The organism is Mesorhizobium yinganensis, assembly GCF_040081985.1.
GTDB lineage: Bacteria > Pseudomonadota > Alphaproteobacteria > Rhizobiales > Rhizobiaceae > Kumtagia > Kumtagia yinganensis.
In genome coordinates, this window is record NZ_JBEBMH010000005.1 from 279695 (window position 1) to 299237 (window position 19543).

Genomic DNA, 19543 nt, shown 5'->3' on the forward strand with positions numbered 1-19543 from the left:
AAAGAATCTCGCGTCTTCCCCATCATATAGCAGCAAATCCCTTGGGATCGACCGGTAAGGAGTGATCGATGAACATCATGCGGACTGCCATGCTTCTGGCGCTGATGACGGCGCTGTTCATGGGAGTCGGATATCTGATCGGCGGTGCGGGCGGCATGATGATCGCTTTCCTCATCGCCGCCGGCATGAACCTGTTCAGCTACTGGAACGCCGACAAGATGGTGCTGCGCATGCACCATGCGGTCGAGGTCGACGAGCGCAACGCACCGGAATATTTTCGCATCGTGCGAGACCTCGCCGCGCGGGCCGGCCTGCCGATGCCGAAGGTCTATCTGATCGACAATCCGCAGCCCAATGCCTTCGCCACCGGCCGCAACCCGCAGAACGCGGCGGTGGCGGCCACCACGGGCCTGCTCAACCGCCTTTCCTATGAGGAAGTCGCCGGCGTGATGGCGCACGAGCTTGCGCATGTGCAGAATCGCGACACGCTGACCATGACGATCACCGCCACGCTTGCCGGCGCGATCTCCATGCTCGGCAACTTCGCTTTCTTCTTCGGGGGAAATCGCGAGAACAACAATCCGCTCGGTTTCATCGGCGTGCTGGTGGCAATGATCGTCGCGCCGCTCGCCGCCGCCATCGTGCAGATGGCGATCAGCCGCACCCGCGAATATTCCGCCGACCGGCGTGGCGCGGAGATCTGCGGCCATCCGCTATGGCTCGCCTCGGCGCTCAACAAGATCGCCCGCAATGTCGAGCGTATCCCCAACGACGATGCGGAGCGCAATCCCGCGACCGCGCCGCTGTTCATCATCAATCCATTGTCCGGCGAGCGCATGGACAATCTGTTCTCAACGCATCCGAACACGGAGAACCGCATCGCCGCGCTGCAGGCGATGGCGCAGGAATTCGGTTCGGGCCAGACCGCCCAGCCCCCTCCGCAGCCACGCGCCGAGGCGCCTGCCCGCAAACCCACGCCGACCAGCGGCCCCTGGGGAAATCCGTCGGCGGCACCCTCCGAGCCCGCTCCGGAGCCTGAGCCCAAGGCCAATCCCTGGGGCCGCAATCCGACCGGGCCGCGCAGAGGCCGCTGGTCGTGAGCGGCGAGGCATCGCCGCCGCGGGACAGACGACGCAGCAAACAATCGGTTCCAAAGCCGGGCAGGCCCACTGAACAGTCCGCGCCAGGGCTTGGCGCGCGCATGGCGGCGGCGCGCCTGCTGGCGGCGGTGATCGACGCGAAGACGCCGCTGGACGGCCTGACCGACCAGGAGCACGGCCACCCGCAATTCAGGGCGCTCGACCAGCGCGACCGCGCACTGGTCCGCGCCATCCTCGTCACAGCCTTGCGATTTCGACGCACGATCGAGGCGCAGGTCGCGGCGCGGCTGCGCTCGCCCCTGCCGGCCAATGCGACAACCTTATCGCACATCCTGCATGTCGGCGCGGCGCAAATCCTGTTTCTCGACGTGCCCGACAGCGCGGCCGTCGATCTGGCGGTGACGCACGCCAAGGGCGACCCGCGCACCGCGCGTTTTTCCGCCCTGGTCAATGCCGTGCTGAGGGGCATTGCGCGCGACAAGGCTGCCGATCTGCCACGAACCCTGGCCACGGTCGCCGATGCGCCCGACTGGCTTATTGCCCGTCTGCGCGAGGCCTATGGCGCTGAACGCGCGGAAAAAATCCTCGCCGCGCATCGGCTGGAAACGCCGACCGATTTCACGGTGAAGGCCGATCCGGGGCACTGGGCGGAAGATTTCGGCGGCATCGTGCTTCCGACTGGATCGGTCCGTGTGGGCAGGCTGCCAGTCTCGGTCGCCGAACTGCCCGGCTATGCCGAGGGCGCGTGGTGGGTGCAGGACGCGGCGGCTGCGCTGCCGGCAAGGCTGCTCGGCAATGTCGCGGGGCTGCGCGTCGCCGACCTTTGCGCCGCGCCCGGCGGCAAGACGGCTCAGCTTGTTGCGGCCGGCGCCATCGTCACCGCGCTCGACAGTTCGCGCAGCCGGCTGATGCGGCTGCGGTCCAATCTCGACCGACTCGGGCTGGAGGCTGACATCGTTCAGGCCGATGCCATCGATTGGACGCCTGCCGAAGCATTCGACGCGGTTCTGCTCGATGCGCCGTGCTCGTCGACCGGCACCGTGCGTCGTCACCCGGACGTGCCGTGGACGAAATCGCCCGCGGACATAGAGAAGCTTGCCGGCCTGCAACGCCGGCTGCTCGATCATGCCGTGCGTCTGCTCAAGCCCGGCGGAAGGATCGTCTTTTCCAACTGCTCGCTCGATCCGCTGGAAGGCGAGGAGATGGTTCGACAGTTCCTTTCCCAGAATACGGAGTTCGTTACCGAGCCGATCGACCGGGGCGAGTTCGCCGGCATGGACGATTTCATCACGCCGGAAGGCTGGCTGCGCACCACGCCCGCGGACATGCCGATGGCGGATGCCGCACTTTCCGGCATGGACGGATTTTTCGCCGCCCGGCTGCGCCGGAGGATTTGAGCCGGTTCGGCCGAGCGAGCGCGTTTCGCCTTCGCAGCACCGGCTGAATCATCTACAAGGCGCGGATTAGCCGAAGCGTAGGGGGAGCAATTTTTGGCGGTTGCCGGTTCCAGGCGCCTGTGGACGCTGGTCGCCAGGGAATACTGGCGGCGGGCGCGCCGTCGCCTGCGCACGGGGCCGCTCTACCGCTGGCGCTACAGCGGCCGTACGCCGGAGCGCGTGCTGATCGCCCCTCCGGATCTGCGCCTCGCCGATGCCCAGGTCGCCGTGGAAATCTATCACGGCCGTTTTCCGCTGAGCGGCCATATGGTCGAGACGGGGGGCCGTTCGCCTTTCCTGCTGGACGTGGCGGATCGCGGCTGGCTGAAATCGCTGAACGGTTTTCGCTGGCTGCGTCACATGCGCGCCGCCGGCACCGAACTCGCCGCCGCCAATGCCCGCGCGCTGATGTCGGACTGGATCGCCGCGCATGGCTCGCACATTGCGGGGGTGGCCTGGGAGCCGGCGACGACGGCCAAGCGCATCATCGCCTGGCTGCAGCACTCGTCGGTCGTCCTGCAAGGCGCCGAATTCCCATTCTACCGGTCGTTCCTGAGATCGCTGGCGATGCAGATCCGCTATCTGCGCTCGGTGGTGCGGGAAATGCCCGAGGGCGAGGGGAGGCTGCGCGCCCGCATCGCGCTGGCCTATGCGGCGCTGTCATTGCCGGCGCCGCCTTCGGCGCTGCGCAACGCCACGCGCAATCTCGCGGACGAACTGGAGCGCCAGATCCTTCCCGACGGCGGCCATATCTCGCGCAACCCGATGGCCATCATGGAACTGCTGGCGGACCTGCTGCCGCTGCGCCAGACCTATGCCAACCAGGCGGAATCGCCGCCGCAGGCACTTTTCGGCGCCGTCGAGCGCATGCTGCCGGCGCTGCGCTTCTTCCGTCACGCAGACGGCAGCCTGGCGCATTTCAACGGCATGGGCGTTACCATCCACGAACGCGTGTCCGCCATCCTGCGCCATGACGACACGGCCGGCGCGCCGCTGCTGCACGCGCCGCATTCCGGCTACGAGCGGCTCGCCATGGGCGGGACGGTGGTGATCGCCGATACTGGAGCGCTGCCGCCCCTGGAGGTCGCCGAGGCCGCTCATGCCGGCTGCCTGTCCTTCGAATTGTCGTCGGGCCGGCACCAGTTCATCGTCAATGCCGGCGTCGACACCTATGGCGCCGACGAGTTCCGTCCGCTCGGCCGCGCTACGGCTGCCCATTCCACGGCCTCGATCAACGATACGTCGCTGGCGCGGTTCAACCATGCGGAGCGCATCAGCAGCATCATCGGCGCGCCGCTGGTGGACGGGCCGCATGAGGTTCGCTGCGACCGGCTCGACCAGCCGGGAAGCCAGGGGTTTATCGCCGGCCATGACGGCTATGTCAGGCGTTTCGGTATTTTCCATGAGCGCCGGATGACCCTGTCGGCCGACGGCGACAATCTTTCCGGCGTCGACCGCTTCATGCCGCAGGGCGGGCGCATGTCGGAAGACGACGCGGTCACGATCCGGTTCCATCTCCATCCGGACGTCGAGCTCTTTCGCGACAGCAAGGGGCGGCTCGTGCTTGCGCCGCCGCAGGCCGACCGCTGGTTCCTCTCCAGCAGCGTTGCCCCCCGGGTCGAGGAATCGATCTTCTTCGCCGCGCTCGGCGGCCCGCGCCGCAGCCGGCAGATCGTGCTGGCGTTCCGTGCCTCCGAGGTGACGGAGGTGCAGTGGCAATTGCAGAAGAAACGCCGTGAGTTGAACATGCCGCAGGTGTGACGGCGGATTGCGCGCCTGGCTTGATTTCCGGAAAACCTGTGTTAGGCCCGCGCCAGCCTCCTGAATCCAGATTGAAGGGTCCTGCCATGGCCGTTGCCTCGAAAAACATTCCCGCGCCCGATCTGGTCATGGTCCGCCGCGCGCTGCTTTCGGCGTCGGACAAGACCGGGCTGATCGAGTTCGCCCGGGCGCTGACAGTCTTCGGCATCGAACTGGTCTCGACCGGGGGCACGGCCAAGGCGATTGCCGCCGCCGGCATCGCGGTGCGCGACGTGTCCGACCTGACGGGGTTTCCCGAGATCATGGATGGGCGCGTGAAGACATTACATCCGGCGGTGCATGGAGCCCTCCTCGGCATTCGCGACGATCCGGAACATTCAGAGGCGATGCGCGCCAACCGGATCGAGCCGATCGACCTGGTCGTGGTCAATCTCTATCCGTTCGAGGAGGTGCGCCAGTCCGGCGCGGATTATCCGTCGGTGGTGGAAAACATCGACATCGGCGGACCGGCGATGGTGCGTGCCTCCGCCAAGAACCATGCCTATGTGACTGTCGTCACCGAGCCGGACGACTATGCGGCGGTGCTCAACGCGCTGGAGCTCAACACCGGCAGCCTGACGCTGGAGTTCCGCAAGAAGCTGGCGGCCAAGGCTTTTGCCCGCACGGCGGCCTATGACGCGGCGATCTCGCAATGGTTCGCGGAGACGCTGGACGTCGAGCATCCTGCCTGGCGCGCCTTCGGCGGAAGACTGGAAACGGTTATGCGCTACGGCGAGAACCCGCACCAGTCCGCTGGCTTTTATGTTACCGGGGACAAAAGGCCCGGCGTTGCCACGGCGAAACAACTGCAAGGCAAGCAGCTTTCCTACAACAACATCAACGACACGGATGCCGCCTTCGAATTGGCCGGCGAGTTCGATCCGGCCCGCTCCGCCGCGGTCGCCATCATCAAGCACGCGAACCCTTGCGGCGTCGGCGTCGGCGTCTCGCTGCGCGAGGCCTATGCCAAGGCGCTGGCCTGCGATCCGGTCTCGGCCTTCGGTGGCATCGTCGCGGTCAACCGGTTGCTCGACGCCGAAGCGGCGGAGGAGATCGTGAAAACCTTCACCGAGGTGATCATCGCGCCGGAGGCGAGCGAGGAGGCCCAAGCGATCATCGCGGCGAAGAAGAACCTGCGCCTGCTGGTCACCGGCGGCCTGCCTAATCCTGCTACGGCGGGCGTGACGGTGAAGTCGGTGTCAGGCGGCTTGCTGGTGCAGTCGCGCGACAATGCGGTCGTCGATGCGATCGACCTCAAGGTGGTGACGAAGCGCGCGCCGAGCGAGAGCGAACTTTCCGACATGCGCTTCGCGTTCCGCGTTGCCAAGCACGTGAAGTCGAACGCCATCGTCTATGCGAAGGACGGCGCGACGGTCGGCATCGGCGCCGGCCAGATGAGCCGCGTCGACTCTTCCCGCATCGCCGCGCGCAAGGCGCTGGACGCAGCCGAGGCCGCCGGACTGGCCGAGCCGCTGACGAAGGGATCGGTGGTCGCCTCCGACGCCTTCTTTCCCTTCGCCGACGGGCTGCTGGCGGCAGTGGAGGCCGGGGCCACGGCGGTCATCCAGCCGGGCGGTTCAATGCGAGACGAGGATGTGATCGCGGCGGCCGACGCGCACGGCATCGCCATGGTGTTTACCGGCGTCCGGCATTTTCGGCACTGATCCGAATCCCGCCGGCGGGCCGGACGTAACTCAGCGGACGGGCCGATCGGCGGGATAAGGCGTGCGCAGCAGGATCAGCAGACCGACGACCAGGAACAGCAGGATCATCGCCATGCCGGCTGGCTCGGAGCCGGTCACGGCAGCAACGGTCGCGACCATGAAGGGCGCTGCGAAGCTGGTTGCCCGTCCGGCGAGCGCATAGATGCCGAAATAGCGCCCCGCCTCCTCCGGCGTTACGCTGCGCGCCAGGTAGGAGCGCGACGACGCCTGCACAGGCCCGAAGGCAATGCCGATAAGCAGGCCGTAGGCGATGTAGGCCTTCTCCGCCGCGGTGCCGAACATGCCGCCGCTGTCGGCGGTCGATAGATCGATCAGTCCGAACAGGGTGAAACCCGGCCCGGTCGAGACGATGCCGATCGTCGCAAGCGTCAGCAGGATCAGAGAGACGATCACCACCCATTTCGAGCCGAAAGCGGTGTCGAGGCGGCTCGCCGCAAAGCAGCCGAATATGGCGATGACGTTGAGGATGATGCCGTAGATGCCGAATTCGGTCACCGTCCAGCCAAACATCTTTGCCGCAAAGGCCCCACCCAGCGCCAGCAGCGCGTTGACGCCGTCCTGATAGATCATGCGGGCGACGAGAAAGCGGACAAGGCCGAACCGCCGGCGCACTTCCGTGAGAGTTGACCTCAGTTCGGAAAGGCCGGTGCGGATGGCGGGGCCAAGCGGCATGCCCCGAGCGCCATCAGGCGTGAAGAACAGCATTGGCAGGATGAAGACGAAGTACCACAACGCCGCCAGCGGCCCGGTGGCGCGGGCGTCCTCGCCCTGCGCCTGATCGAGCCCGAATAGAGGCGGCAGGCCGACGATGGTCCTGCCAGTCTCCGGCAAGGCAGCGAGCAAGGTGACCACGAAGATCAGCGCGATCATGCCGCCGAGGTAGCCGAGGCCCCAGGCGATATTGGACACCCGGCCCGTTTCCTCTTTCGAGAACAGGCGTGGCATCATCGAATCGTTGAAGACGATCGAAAATTCGGCGGCGATGGTGGCGAGGCAGAAGAAGAAAAGCACCTCGACAAGGCTCGACCCCGGCGCCGCGTACCAGAGCATCGTAAGGCAGGTGATCTTGATCGCCGCGAAGAACATGATCCACGGCTTTTTCCGTCCGGTCTGGTCAGCGATCGAGCCCAGCACCGGTGACAGGATGGCGATGGCGAGGCCGGCGGCGCCCACGCCCCAGCCCCAGGCGGCCAATCCCAACGTAGAGTCGCCGGCCATGCGCGACACGAAATACGGGCCGAAGATGAAAGTGGTCACGACAGTGAAAAACGGCTGCGCCGCCCAGTCGAACAGCATCCAGCCCCAGATGCCGCGCCGTGGAACGGCATCGACGGTGGTTGCGGTCATCCTGGCACCCTCACATTGCGGCCGAACTGCGATGCTAGATGCGGGATGTGCCAAAGCATCCCCAACCAGCCATTCAGCGTTGCAGGGTTCGCACGTCTCACGCGGCGCCGCAATGGCCGTCAGCTCTGCACGTCGTCCTCAAAAGCGATGTCTTGGCCGCCATGAAAAACCCGAACGATGGTGACGACATCGCCGTCTATACGGAATGCGATGCTCGCTTTGCGGCGGTGGCCGACGATCCGCAACCCGGGATGGAGGTCGTCCCTTCGCATGCCGCGACGCGGGAATGTCCGCAACTCCATGCAGTATGCATAAAGCTTGCCCACGTAGCTCGCTGCTGTGCGTTCGCCTGCTCGCGGCAACAGATAATCGTATAGCGCTTGAAAATCGCGTATCGCCTCCGGCGACAGGGCGACCCGGTAGTTCATTCGCCACGTTTCTTGAGAGTGCGCGCATCCATATGCGCCTGGATGCGTCGCCAGGCTTCATCAGCCGGAATGACCCGCGATGGATCAGCGTCGAGCGCTGTCAGCGTCGGAACGACCTCCTCGACCAGCCATTTTTCGATTGCCGCGTCGCGGGCGGCGAGTGAACGCAACCCGTCGCGGATGACCTCGCTTTCGGTAGCGTATTGGCCGGACGTCACCTTGTCCTTGACCATTTGCGCCATTTCCAGCGGGAGGGTGATCGTCAGGGCCTGGGTCGTGCGCATGGCAGCCGTCCAAAGATTGAGGTGTATGATTTAATCATACCCCTCTTCGGACCGGCGAGAAAGCCTCGCGACAAATCCTCACAACGCTGTCAGGTCATGCATCAGCCCTGCCGCCACGGACAGCCGCGACACGGTGATGTCGCCGCCCTCCGTCAGCGCCTGCAGCCGCTCGCGCGTGCGCTGTACCCGCTCTCCGCCAGCCTCCAGCCAGTGCACGACCGGTTCGCCGCCCTTGCCGTGCGCGGTTAGTGCCGACGCGGCGATGCCGCGGCCGGCCGCGCCGATCGTGTCGAGCGCGCGTGCCAGCGCCAGCCCTTCATAGTAGTCGGCCGGCGCAATTGCGCGAGCGGCGTCCTCGATCCGGCCGATGCGGAATGCCTCGCTGACCGCAAGGTAAGCCTTGGCGGCGTCGATGATACCGGCACCGGCGGTACGCGCCACCAAGGCGATTTCCGGGACCATCTGGATCGCGTCGGCATTGGCGAGTTTTTCGGCAAGTGCTTCGGGCGCGCCGGCGGCGACGAAAGCCAGCCGCCGCTCGTCGAGTTTCGCCCTCGGATAAGTCGGCAGCAGGGCGGCCAGTTTCGGCTCGAGTGCTTTTCGGGCATCCCGCAGTTCGGCGATGCGGACGCCGACCGGTTCGCCGGAATGGTCGTTCTTGAGCATCCAACCGGTTTCGAGGAACAGCATGCGCCCCACCGACTGATAGAGGTCGAGTTGCACCTGGCCGTCGATCAGGTTGTCGAGTGCGTCGATTTCCGCGTAGAGCGCCGGCAGATCGAATCCGTCGCGCACCACTATGAAGGCTTTCGCCACGTCGGCGGCGCTGCGGCCGGTGGCATCCTGAAGCCGGCTAAGGAAGGACGGTCCGCCGCGGTTGACGAGATCGTTGGCAAGCACGCGCGACACGATCTCGCGGCGCAGCCGGTGCTCGTTGATGTCTCCCTCGTATTTCTTCGCCATCCTGTCGGGGAAATAGCCGAGCAGGTCACGCTCGAAATGCGGATCGTCCGGCACGTCGCTGGCGACGAGGTCGGAGAACAGCACGATCTTTGCGTAGGCGAGCAGCACGCCGAGCTCGGCCCGCGTCAGCGGCTCGCCGCGCGCCTGCCGCTCGGCGAGCGCGGCATCCGACGGCAGCGTCTCCACGGTCCGGTCGAGCAGGCCGCGCGCTTCCAGGCCGGACATGAAACGCGCCTGGTGCGGCATGTCCGCCAGCCCGCGCTTCCGCTGCAAGGAGAGCGCCAGCGTCTGCTGGTAGTTGTTGGAGAGCACCAGTTCGCTGACGTCCGGCGTCATCTCCGCCAGTAGCTTGTCGCGGGCAGGCCGCGTCAGGCCGTCCTTGCGCATGGCGGAAGCCAGCGCGATCTTGATGTTGACCTCGACGTCCGAGCAGTTGACGCCGGCGGAATTGTCGATGGCGTCGGAGTTGCAGGCGCCGCCGTTGAGGCCGAACTCGATGCGGGCGCGCTGGGTGACGCCGAGATTGGCGCCTTCGCCGATGACTTTCGCACGGACTTCCGAAGCGGTGACGCGGATGGCGTCGTTTGCGCGGTCGCCGACCTCCTGGTTGGTCTCGCCGCTGCCGCGGACATAGGTGCCGATGCCGCCGAACCACAAGAGATCGACCGGCGCCTGGAGAATGGCCTTCATGATCTCGGCCGGCGAGGCAGTAGTTTTCTTGAGCCCGATCGCGGCGGCGGCCGTCTCCGACAGGGTCACCGATTTCTGCGTGCGCGATATGATCGCGCCGCCTTCCGACAGTTTCGCCTTGTCGTAGTCCTGCCAGCTCGAGCGCGGCAGATCGAACAGGCGCTGGCGCTCGGCCAGCGTCGCCGCCGCGTCCGGCGTGGGGTCGATAAAAATGTCGCGGTGGTCGAAGGCGGCGATCAGGCGGATTTCGGGCGACAGAAGCATGCCGTTGCCGAACACGTCGCCGGACATGTCGCCGACGCCGACGACGGTGAACGGCTCCTTCTGGATGTCGCGGTTCATCTCGCGGAAGTGGCGCTTCACCGCCTCCCAGGCGCCCTTGGCGGTGATGCCCATCTTCTTGTGGTCGTAGCCGGCCGAACCGCCGGAGGCGAAGGCGTCGTCCAGCCAGAAATCATGCGCCTGGCTGATGGCGTTGGCCGTGTCGGAGAAGGTCGCCGTGCCCTTGTCGGCGGCGACGACAAAATACGGATCGTCGGCGTCGCGGCGCGTCACGCCTTGCGGCGGCACGATGCCCTTGAGATCGATGTTGTCGGTGACCGACAGAAGGCTGGAGACGAAGTTGATGTAGGCCTGCCGGCCTGCCTCGAACCACAGGTCGCGGCTGGAGGCCGGCGGCAGGCGCTTCGGCAAAAAGCCGCCCTTGGCGCCGACCGGAACGATGACCGCATTCTTCACCTGCTGCGCCTTCACCAGGCCGAGCACTTCGGTGCGGTAGTCTTGGGCCCGGTCCGACCAGCGCAGGCCGCCGCGCGCGACCGGTCCGAAGCGCAGGTGCACGCCCTCGACCTGTGGCCCGTAAACAAAAATCTCGCGCCACGGCCTGGGCTCGGGCAGGCCGACCAGCGACCGCGAGTCCAGCTTGATCGCCAGCGAGCGCGGCTTGTCGGTGGCCGGGGCGAAATGGTTGGTGCGCAGCGAGGCTTCGACGAGATTGAGATAGCGCCGGATGATGGTGTCGTCGTCGAGATTCGGCACCTCCTCCAGCGCTTCCTTGATCTTGGCCGTCAGATGTTTCACGGCGACCTCGCCGTCCTTGCCGGCAGGGTCGAACATGGCGACGAAAAGCTGGAACAGGCCGCGCGCGATCTCCGGATAGCGGTTCAGGACGTTGGCGATGACGTCCTGGCTCTGCGGAATGCCGGCCTGTTGGAGGTAGCGGCCATAGGCGCGCAGGATGACGATCTCCTTCGACCACAGGCCGGCGGTCTGGGCGAGCGCGTTGTAGCCGTCATTGTCGGCGCGGCCGTGCCAGACCGACAGCAGCACGTCCTCCAGCAGCTTGCCGCCGTCGGAAAGGTCGATCGGTTTGTTGAAGGCGTTCTTCAGTTCCATATCGTGGATGAAGACCCGGCCGCCGTCGTCCCGGTCGATCTCGAAGGTGCGCTCGCTGATGACGCGGAAACCCATGTTTTCCAGCATGGGCACGCGCCGCGACAGCGTGACCGGCTCGCCGAAATGATGGATCTTCAGCGCCGCCTGTTTTTGCGGCTGGTCGGCATGGCGGTAATAGTCGATGGCGATGGGTTTTTCCGCCGAAAGGCCGGAAACGCGCCTGGCGTCCGCCAGCGCCTCGGCGGCGCTGAAGCTGCCGCGGTAGCTTTCCGGAAATTTCGCGGCGACCGCCGCAAGTTTTTCGTCGAGGCCGGAGGCGGCGGCCTCGTCGCGCAGCGCATCCTCCCAGGTCCGCACGATGTCGCGGATCGCCGCCTCGATCGCCTGGGGCTCGACATGAGGCGTCTTGCCGCCGGAACGGCCGATGATGAAATGCACGCGCGCCAGCCCTCCCTCCGGGAAGGCGGGGTAATAGGCCGAGAGCCGGCCGTCGAAGACGGTCTTCAGATATTGCCCGATCTTTTCGCGGACGATGGAATCGTAGCGGTCGCGCGGGACGAAGACGAGAACCGAGACGAAGCGGTCGAACTGGTCGACGCGCACCAGCGCGCGAATGCGCGGGCGCTCGACCAGGCCCAGGATCGATTCCGCATGCGACTGGAGAACGGCGATCGGTATCTGGAACAGCTCGTCGCGCGGATAGGACTCCAGCACGTTGATCAGCGCCTTGCCGGAATGGTCGCCCGGATCGAAGCCGGATTTCTGGATGATGGTTTCGGCCTTGGAACGCAGATAGGGGATCTTCATCACCGAGCGCGTGTAGGCAGTGGAGGTGAACAGGCCGACGATGCGCAACTCCCCGGCAAGCTCGCCTTCGGGCGAATAGGTCTTCACGCCGATGTAGTCGAGATAGGCGCGGCGGTGGACCACCGACTTGGCGTTGGCCTTGGTGACGATCAGCGGCTCGGGCCCGTGCAGGAAGGCACGGATTTCCGGGGTCGTCTGTCCGTCCTCGTCGTTGCCGCGCCTGAGCACCCGCACGTCCGGGTCGGCGAGGATGCCGAGGCCGCGCTTCTCTGAACGCTCCAGCGTGCCGGTCTTCTCGCCGCCCTGGTAGTTGAACTCGCGCATGCCGAGGAAGGTAAAATTGTCGTCGCGCAGCCATTCCAGGAAGGCGATCGCCTCGGTCAGGGCGGTTTTTTCAAGCGGGATCGGCGAGTAACGGAATTCGGTGATCGCCCGGTCGAGGCGGGCGAGCATCGGCTTCCAATCGGCGGTCGCGGCGCGAACCTGGGCGAGAACATTGCGGAGCCGCTCCTCCAGCTTCTGTGCTTCTTCCGCCGACAACGGCTTGACGTGCACATGGATGACGCTCAGCCGATCGGCCGCAAGGTCCCGCGCGGAGCTGTCGCCCAAAATCTCCTCGACGCCGCTCTCGCCATGGCGCACCACGAGTACGGGATGGGTCACCAGCGTCGGCTCGCCCGCTGCTTCGGTGATCTCGCCCAGCACCGAGTCGAACAGGAAGGGCATATTGTCGTTGACGACGGTGATGACCGTTACCGGCAATGCCTCGCGGCTGATGCCGGCATCGCGATCGATAGCGACGATGCTTTCGCCCTTGTGATGGCGGGCGACGGCCGCGGCGGCGATCTCCGCTGCCCTGGCGAGCATGGGAGGATCATATGCCGCCATGTCCTCTGCCGGCGCCCGGGCCAGCAGAAGGTCGGCCAGCCCCGGCAGCGATATTTCCTTGGAGCCGATTTCATTGGCTTTAGCGCTGGTCGTGGATCTGGCGGTTGCCATCGCGGCCCTCCAACCTGTTGTTTTGGCACATGCTATCAGAAGGGGGACGGTTTTCGACCCACTGCTTGTGCAATTGCCCAAAAAATGCGCGATCGGCATGACCGCCGCGTGACGCGAGGCGCCGTTCTCCCGCAAAAAGCCGTCCGCTGAGGATCTCAGGCAAAATCATCGACCAACACCGCGAAGGTACTGGAAGCAACCGAACGCTTGCCGATGAGAATACGGTGCCTGAGGCGGGCCGGGACGATCCGCCTCAGCGCGTGGCTATTGCCGCCGCCGCGCCGGCCATGGTGGTGGCGCTGACGCGGTTGGCGATGCGCATCGCCCTGGCGCTTTTCAGCAAGCGGCGCGCCTGCGCCGCCGCGACCACCCAGGCGAGGTCGATGGCGATCAGCACCAGCGCCATCGTGACCGTCAGTTCGGCCCAGCCGAGCAGCGTTACCGAGGCGAGATCGATGATGGTCGGCAGCAGCGCCAGATAGAACATCATGATCTTCGGATTGCCGAGCGTGACGGCCATGCCCGCGAAGAACAGTTTCAGGGGCGCGTCCTCCTTTGGCAGGTGGCCGCCATCTGTCTTCACCGGCGCCGTCCACATCTTCCAGGCCAGGTAGGCCAGATAGGCGACGCCCAGCCATTTCACGACCACGAAGGCGAGATGGAAGGTCTGGGCGACGAAGGCCAATCCGAACACGGCGAGCGTCAGCCAGATCGCTTCGCCAATCCACATGGCGAGCAGGAATGGGAAGACGTCGCGAAATCCCTTCGAAATGACGCGAGCGACCAATGCGGCGATGCTGGGGCCGGGCGAGCCGGCGGCGACCAGAAGTGTGGCCGCAAAGATCAGCAGGGAAGAGAGTTCCATCGCGACGGTCCCTCGTCAAAGTCCACACTATGGGACGGCTTGGCGGCTTTTTCCAGAGCGCAGATTTTGGGTAGCGGATTGGCTTGGAGTCACAGCTTCCACGTCTTCGTGCAATATTACGCGATTACCCCAGTAACGCAGCGTCGAGCGCTCGGTAAGAGTTAGCTCGAACCAGTGGCCTAACCCTTCCTCGCTCCAATGAGGATCACCTTGTCCCGCTGTCATACCTGAAAGGCGAAACACTCCCCCATCTGCTTCCTTGTAAAAAATATTCCAGGGTCTGGTCGTAGCGCCGTAAGTGACCAGAATTTTCCCTTGGTCGATCTCGTCGACAACGACAAAATATACGGTCCCAGAGATAGGAAACGTGATCCTTCGCTTTCCGAAGGGCGCATAGTCGTCGTCACCTATCCTTGTCCAATTAGACATATCGACAGACCGCTTCGTATCTGAATGGCGATGAACGCTGCTCCCGTCACCGCCTCACCGCCGCCTCGGCATGCCCGCGCAGCAGAATCATCAGCCGCTCGGCCTCGGCGGCCGCGCCGGCCTCGTCACGGTCGAGAATTTTCTGAATCAGTTCGACATGGCGGCCGGCGGATTCCGCCAGCCCGGTCTCGCGCTGGTAGCGGAACCAGAAGCGGCGCGAGTGCGTCTGCAGCGGCCCGGCGAGCCGCGCGGCGAAGGGGTTGTCCGCGGCGACCGCCATCGCTTCGTCGAGGGCCTTGTCGGCCTCCAGGAAGGCGACCACATCGGACACCAGCACGGCGCGGTGCATGGCCTGCGCGGCCTGCTCGAACAGGACCCCCGCCTCGGGCGTGGCGAAGCGCGCTGCCGAACGCGCCAGCACGATCTCGATGCCGGTGCGGGCGTCGAGGACTCTCAACCAGTCGCCGGCGTGAAGCGGCGCGATGGCCAGCCCGGCACGCGGGCGGATTTCCAACAGGCCCTCCCAGGCCAGCCGCTGGATCGCCTCGCGCAATGGCGTGCGGCCGAAGCCCAGCCGGTCGGTCAGCGCCCCCTCGGTGGTGATGCTTCCCGGCGCGAGATCAAGGGTGACGATCGCCTTTTCAAGCGCGCGGTAGGCACGGCTGCTCGCCGATTCGGCTCTGATATCCAAGCGGTCCAAGTAAAACTCCGAGGTTGATATTCTTTTGATATATCACATCGGATTCAGTGTTGACACTCCCGCATGCGATGAGATATATCAGTAATATATCTGAAGGAGAGCAATCATGTGGAGCGGTGTCTTCCCGGCTGTGACGACCAAGTTCACGCAGGACGATAAGTTGGATTTCAAGGAAATGGAGCGTTGTTTCGCTCTCCAGATCGAGGCCGGATGCGACGGCATCATCGTCGCCGGTTCGCTCGGCGAGGGCCCGATGCTGTCGCATGACGAGAAAATCGACGTGCTGAAGACCGCGCAGAAGGTCGCCGCCGGAAGGCCGGTCCTGCTCACCGTCAACGAGGCTGCGACGCGCGACGGCGCGGCAATCGCCAAGCGCGCGGCAGCGGCCGGCGCGGACGGGCTGATGGTCGTGCCGAGCCCGATCTACCACACCAATCCGGAGGAGACGGTCGCCACCCTCAAGGCCGTCGCAACCGCTGGCGGTCTTCCGGTGATGATCTACTCCAACCGCATCGCCTACCGAGTCGACGTCACCGTCGACGTGATGGAGGAACTCGCCTCCGATCCGCTTTTCGTCGCCATCAAGGAATCGTCGGACGACATCCGCCGCTCCACCGACATCATCAATCGCTTCGGCGATCGCTTTGAGCTGTTCACCGGCGTCGACAACCTTGCCTTCGAGGCGCTGTCGGTCGGCTGCATCGGCTGGGTCGCGGGCCTTGTAACCGCCTTCCCGAAGGAGACGGTCGCCATCTACCAGTTGATGAAGCAGGGCCGCCGCGAGGAAGCGCTGGCGATCTATCGCTGGTTCCGCCCACTGCTCGACCTCGACGTGTCGAGCTATCTCGTGCAGAACATCAAGCTGGCGGAAGTGTTCGCCATCGGCACCAACGACCGCGTGCGCATGCCCCGACAGCCGCTGTCCGGCGAGCGCCGCGCGGCGGTCGAGAAGATCGTCAAGGACACGCTGGCGGTCCGGCCGGACCTATCGAAACTGGCGTTTGCGAAGGCGGCTTAGGAATATCGTGATGCGTCCGGCGTCGTGCCCGTATCGAAAATGACGACACAGACAGAGCCAGACGACATCATCATCGTCGGCGCCGGCATCGTCGGAATATGCGCGGCCGCATATCTTGTGGAAGCCGGACGCTCCGTCACGGTGATCGACCGCACCGGCATCTGCGAGGAGACGAGTTCGGGCAATGCAGCCGCTCTCGCCTTCTCGGACCCGCTGCCGCTGGCGCATAAGGGCATGCTGAGAAAGCTGCCACGCTGGCTGATGGATCCGCTTGGGCCGCTCACCATCCCGCCGGCCTACTTGCCGCGGCTCGCGCCCTGGCTCTGGCGCTTCCTCAAAGCGGGCGATCCGCGACGCTTCGAGGCGAGCCTGAATGCGCAGGCAAGCCTCATGCGGTTGGCCGAAAGCGAATGGGCCGGGCTGGCCGACCGGGCTGGCGCTTCGGACATGATCAGCCACAATGGCGCGATCGACCTTTACGAGGGCGAGGCCGAATTCCGCGACTCGATGCCGGGGTGGGTCGCTCGCGAGAAACTCGGCATCCCCTTCGAGCATGTCGCGGGGGCGCGGCTTGCCGAACTTCAGCCTGGCCTGTCGCCGCGCTTCACCCGCGGCACCTTCCAGCCGACCTGGAAGCAGGTGGCCGACCCGAAACTCTTCGGCAAGGCGATCTGGGCCTACGCCGAGCGAAAGGGTGCACGGTTCGAGCAAGCGGAAATCGCATCGATCGGCGAAACGCGAACCGTGCAGGGGCAGACCGGGGCCGGGCTGAACAGCGTGGACGGACGCTGGTTCGGCGCGGGCACCCTGGTCATCGCTGCCGGGGCATGGTCACATCTGCTGGCCGCAAACCTTCGCGACAAGGTGCCGCTGGAAACCGAGCGCGGCTACAACACCACCCTGCCACCCGGTGCTTTCGACCTGAAGCGGCAGCTTACCTTCGTCGGCCACGGCTTTGTCGTGTCACCGCTGAGCACGGGCGTCCGAATTGGCGGCGCGGTCGAATTTGCCGGCCTGAAGAGTCCGCCCAACTACGCCCGCTCAAAAGCCATGTTGGAAAAGGCGAAGCAATTCCTGCCCGGCCTGAAAGCCGAAGGCGGCCGCGAATGGATGGGTTTTCGCCCGTCCCTGCCCGACTCGCTTCCCGTCATCGGCACGGCCAAATCTTCACCGGACATCTTCTACGCCTTCGGCCACGGTCATCTTGGCCTAACCCAGGCGGCCGCCACAGGCCGCTTGATCCGCGATCTGGTTCTGGGCCAGACTCCTTCCATCAATATCGAACCTTTCTCTGCACAACGCTTCTGAGGCATCGGCGCCATGGCGCGACATTCCTTCTTCTGCATCGACGGACACACCTGCGGCAATCCGGTCCGCCTCGTCGCCGGGGGAGGGCCGCTGCTCGACGGCTCGACCATGATGGAACGCCGCGCCCATTTCCTCGCCGAATACGACTGGATCCGCACCGGCCTGATGTTCGAACCGCGCGGCCACGACATGATGTCCGGCTCGATCCTCTATCCGCCGACGAGGCCGGATTGCGACATCGCCATCCTGTTCATCGAGACCTCCGGCTGCCTGCCGATGTGCGGCCACGGCACCATCGGCACGGTCACCATGGCGATCGAGCACGGGCTGATCCGGCCGAAGATGCCGGGCGTGCTGCGTCTCGACACGCCAGCCGGACTGGTGATCGCCGAATACCGGCAGGAGGGGCAGTATGTAGAAGAGGTCCGCATCACCAACGTGCCGTCCTTCCTCTATGCAGAGGGTCTGACCGTCGACTGTCCGGTGCTTGGCGAAATCGTCGTCGACGTCGCCTACGGCGGCAATTTCTACGCGATCGTCGAGCCGCAGGAGAATTTTCGCGACATGGCGGACTATTCAGCCGGCGAACTGATCGCCTGGAGCCCGGTGGTGCGGCAGCGGCTGAATGAGAAGTATTCCTTCGTGCATCCGGAAAATCCCGGCATCAACCGACTCTCCCACATGCTGTGGACCGGCGCGCCGACACGGCCCGAATCGCATGCCCGCAATGCCGTGTTCTACGGCGATAAGGCGATCGACCGCTCGCCCTGCGGCACCGGAACGTCGTCACGCATGGCACAGCTTCACGCCAAGGGAAAACTCAAGGTCGGGGATGATTTCGTGCACGAATCGATCATCGGCTCGCTGTTTCACGGCCGCGTCGAGAACGAAGTCGACGTGGCCGGCAAGCCCGCAATAATCCCGTCCATAGGCGGCTGGGCGCGGCAGACCGGTCTGAACACCATCACCATCGACGACCGCGATCCATTTGCCCACGGTTTCGTCGTGAAGTGACGTTTGGGAAGCTTCGACAAGCTTTTGGGCCAGCGGAGGTGGCGCCGGATATTTTGCAACGAATCACGAAGAATTGGACTTGAAGCGAGGGTTTCTTCCGGTTCAACTGTTGAAAACAGCCGATTCATCAAGGACATTGCGTTGTGCCAATGATACGGTCCGCGCTAGTCCAGTGAGCCGGCACAAGAAATGGGCGTCGCGGGGGGGTGCCTGAATTCGAGTGCGGCCAAGCAAGAATGGCATTGCATTCCGGGCTCGAAGCCGTACGACTAGGGGAATAACAAAAGGAATGCGTCCGCACGGGCGACATTCCAGGGGAGCCGCAGACATATGGAATATTTTATCCAGCAGCTTGTGAACGGGCTGACGCTGGGGTCCATCTATGGGCTGATCGCGATCGGCTATACGATGGTCTACGGCATCATCGGCATGATCAACTTCGCCCATGGCGATATCTTCATGCTCGGGGCCTTCACCGCCCTGATCGTCTTCCTCATCCTCGGCGCCATATTCTACTCGATACCGGTGGTCGTCGCCCTGCTGATCATGATGATCGTGGCGATGCTGCTGACCAGCCTCTACAACTGGACCATCGAGAAAGTGGCCTACCGGCCGCTGCGCGGCTCGTTCCGGCTCGCCCCGCTGATCACCGCCATCGGCATGTCGATCGCGCTGTCCAACTTCGTGCAGGTCACGCAGGGTCCGCGCAACAAGCCGATCCCGCCGATGGTCAGCAAGGTCTACGATGTTGGAGGCATCTCGATCTCGCTGAAGCAGATCATCATCGTCATCGTCACCGTCCTGCTGCTCGCGCTGTTCTGGTATCTCGTCAACAAGACATCGCTCGGCCGCGCCCAGCGCGCCTGCGAGCAGGACCGCAAGATGGCGGCGCTGCTCGGCATCGACGTCGACCGCACCATCTCGATCACCTTCATCATGGGCGCTTCGCTCGCCGCGGTCGCCGGCACTCTGTTCCTGATGTATTACGGCGTCGTCGCCTTCTCCGACGGCTTCGTGCCCGGCGTTAAGGCCTTCACCGCGGCGGTGCTCGGCGGCATCGGTTCGCTGCCCGGCGCGGTGCTCGGCGGGCTGATGATCGGCTTCATCGAGAGCATGTGGTCGGCCTATTTCTCGATCGACTACAAGGACGTCGCCGCCTTCTCGATCCTTGCCATCGTGCTGATCTTCCTGCCCTCCGGCATTCTCGGCCGGCCTGAAGTCGAAAAGGTCTGAGCC

14 protein-coding genes are annotated in these 19543 nt (G+C 64.8%); 8 read left to right on the top strand and 6 right to left on the bottom strand.

From position 1 onward, the window contains the following. Positions 1 to 68: 68 nt before the first annotated feature. The 4 genes from htpX (at position 69) to purH (ending at position 6000) form a co-directional block, all read left to right on the top strand. Entirely contained in the window at positions 69 to 1100 is a 1032-nt protein-coding gene (gene htpX / locus ABMA59_RS13225) for a zinc metalloprotease HtpX (RefSeq protein WP_349005820.1), read from the top strand. Further along, positions 1091 to 2497, top strand: a complete 1407-nt coding sequence (locus ABMA59_RS13230) for an RsmB/NOP family class I SAM-dependent RNA methyltransferase (protein ID WP_425475912.1) — start codon at positions 1091 to 1093, stop codon at positions 2495 to 2497. The genes htpX and ABMA59_RS13230 overlap by 10 nt, the downstream gene beginning before the upstream one ends. 93 nt (positions 2498 to 2590) lie before the next feature. Further along, positions 2591 to 4297 carry a heparinase II/III family protein gene (locus tag ABMA59_RS13235; protein WP_349005822.1) on the top strand — a complete coding sequence of 569 codons (1707 nt, stop codon included), beginning with the start codon at positions 2591 to 2593 and terminating at the stop codon, positions 4295 to 4297. An 86-nt stretch (positions 4298 to 4383) separates the two neighbouring features. Beyond that, on the top strand, positions 4384 to 6000 hold the full coding sequence (purH, locus tag ABMA59_RS13240) for a bifunctional phosphoribosylaminoimidazolecarboxamide formyltransferase/IMP cyclohydrolase (protein ID WP_349005823.1): 1617 nt from the start codon (positions 4384 to 4386) through the stop codon (positions 5998 to 6000). A 30-nt stretch (positions 6001 to 6030) separates the two neighbouring features. Here purH and ABMA59_RS13245 read toward each other — a convergent pair whose 3' ends face one another. The 6 genes from ABMA59_RS13245 to ABMA59_RS13270 all read right to left on the bottom strand — a co-directional run bounded on the left by ABMA59_RS13245 (position 6031) and on the right by ABMA59_RS13270 (position 14958). Next, positions 6031 to 7407: an MFS transporter gene (locus ABMA59_RS13245; protein WP_349005824.1), complete on the bottom strand. Its 1377-nt coding sequence runs from the start codon at positions 7405 to 7407 to the stop codon at positions 6031 to 6033. Between the two features lie 119 nt (positions 7408 to 7526). Further along, positions 7527 to 7835 carry a type II toxin-antitoxin system RelE/ParE family toxin gene (locus ABMA59_RS13250; RefSeq protein WP_349005825.1) on the bottom strand — a complete coding sequence of 103 codons (309 nt, stop codon included), beginning with the start codon at positions 7833 to 7835 and terminating at the stop codon, positions 7527 to 7529. Beyond that, positions 7832 to 8119, bottom strand: a complete 288-nt coding sequence (locus tag ABMA59_RS13255) for a ribbon-helix-helix domain-containing protein (protein WP_349005826.1) — start codon at positions 8117 to 8119, stop codon at positions 7832 to 7834. Before ABMA59_RS13255 ends, ABMA59_RS13250 begins: the two co-directional genes overlap by 4 nt. 78 nt (positions 8120 to 8197) lie before the next feature. Next, a complete protein-coding gene (locus ABMA59_RS13260; RefSeq protein WP_349005827.1) occupies positions 8198 to 12973 on the bottom strand; it encodes an NAD-glutamate dehydrogenase in 4776 nt (1591 codons plus the stop codon). A gap of 253 nt (positions 12974 to 13226) precedes the next feature. Next, positions 13227 to 13838, bottom strand: a complete 612-nt coding sequence (locus ABMA59_RS13265) for a LysE family translocator (protein WP_349005828.1) — start codon at positions 13836 to 13838, stop codon at positions 13227 to 13229. 475 nt (positions 13839 to 14313) lie between these two features. Beyond that, positions 14314 to 14958 carry a GntR family transcriptional regulator gene (locus tag ABMA59_RS13270; RefSeq protein ID WP_349005866.1) on the bottom strand — a complete coding sequence of 215 codons (645 nt, stop codon included), beginning with the start codon at positions 14956 to 14958 and terminating at the stop codon, positions 14314 to 14316. Between the two features lie 115 nt (positions 14959 to 15073). Here ABMA59_RS13270 and ABMA59_RS13275 point away from each other — a divergent pair, with 115 nt between their 5' ends. The 4 genes from ABMA59_RS13275 to ABMA59_RS13290 all read left to right on the top strand — a co-directional run bounded on the left by ABMA59_RS13275 (position 15074) and on the right by ABMA59_RS13290 (position 19540). Next, a complete protein-coding gene (locus ABMA59_RS13275; protein WP_349005829.1) occupies positions 15074 to 15985 on the top strand; it encodes a dihydrodipicolinate synthase family protein in 912 nt (303 codons plus the stop codon). Between the two features lie 39 nt (positions 15986 to 16024). Continuing rightward, on the top strand, positions 16025 to 17293 hold the full coding sequence (locus ABMA59_RS13280) for an NAD(P)/FAD-dependent oxidoreductase (protein ID WP_349005830.1): 1269 nt from the start codon (positions 16025 to 16027) through the stop codon (positions 17291 to 17293). A 12-nt stretch (positions 17294 to 17305) separates the two neighbouring features. Continuing rightward, on the top strand, positions 17306 to 18307 hold the full coding sequence (locus ABMA59_RS13285; RefSeq protein WP_349005831.1) for a 4-hydroxyproline epimerase: 1002 nt from the start codon (positions 17306 to 17308) through the stop codon (positions 18305 to 18307). A gap of 330 nt (positions 18308 to 18637) precedes the next feature. Continuing rightward, complete coding sequence (locus ABMA59_RS13290; protein ID WP_349005832.1) at positions 18638 to 19540, top strand: branched-chain amino acid ABC transporter permease; 903 nt, start codon at positions 18638 to 18640, stop codon at positions 19538 to 19540. The last annotated feature ends 3 nt before the right edge of the window (positions 19541 to 19543 follow it).

Coding starts and splice junctions, on each gene's coding strand:
- htpX (WP_349005820.1), top strand. CDS start 69: ATGAACATCATGCGGACTGCCATGCTTCTGGCGCTGATGACGGCGCTG.
- purH (WP_349005823.1), top strand. CDS start 4,384: ATGGCCGTTGCCTCGAAAAACATTCCCGCGCCCGATCTGGTCATGGTC.
- ABMA59_RS13245 (WP_349005824.1), bottom strand. CDS start 7,407: ATGACCGCAACCACCGTCGATGCCGTTCCACGGCGCGGCATCTGGGGC.
- ABMA59_RS13250 (WP_349005825.1), bottom strand. CDS start 7,835: ATGAACTACCGGGTCGCCCTGTCGCCGGAGGCGATACGCGATTTTCAA.
- ABMA59_RS13255 (WP_349005826.1), bottom strand. CDS start 8,119: ATGCGCACGACCCAGGCCCTGACGATCACCCTCCCGCTGGAAATGGCG.
- ABMA59_RS13260 (WP_349005827.1), bottom strand. CDS start 12,973: ATGGCAACCGCCAGATCCACGACCAGCGCTAAAGCCAATGAAATCGGC.
- ABMA59_RS13265 (WP_349005828.1), bottom strand. CDS start 13,838: ATGGAACTCTCTTCCCTGCTGATCTTTGCGGCCACACTTCTGGTCGCC.
- ABMA59_RS13275 (WP_349005829.1), top strand. CDS start 15,074: ATGTGGAGCGGTGTCTTCCCGGCTGTGACGACCAAGTTCACGCAGGAC.
- ABMA59_RS13280 (WP_349005830.1), top strand. CDS start 16,025: ATGACGACACAGACAGAGCCAGACGACATCATCATCGTCGGCGCCGGC.
- ABMA59_RS13285 (WP_349005831.1), top strand. CDS start 17,306: ATGGCGCGACATTCCTTCTTCTGCATCGACGGACACACCTGCGGCAAT.
- ABMA59_RS13290 (WP_349005832.1), top strand. CDS start 18,638: ATGGAATATTTTATCCAGCAGCTTGTGAACGGGCTGACGCTGGGGTCC.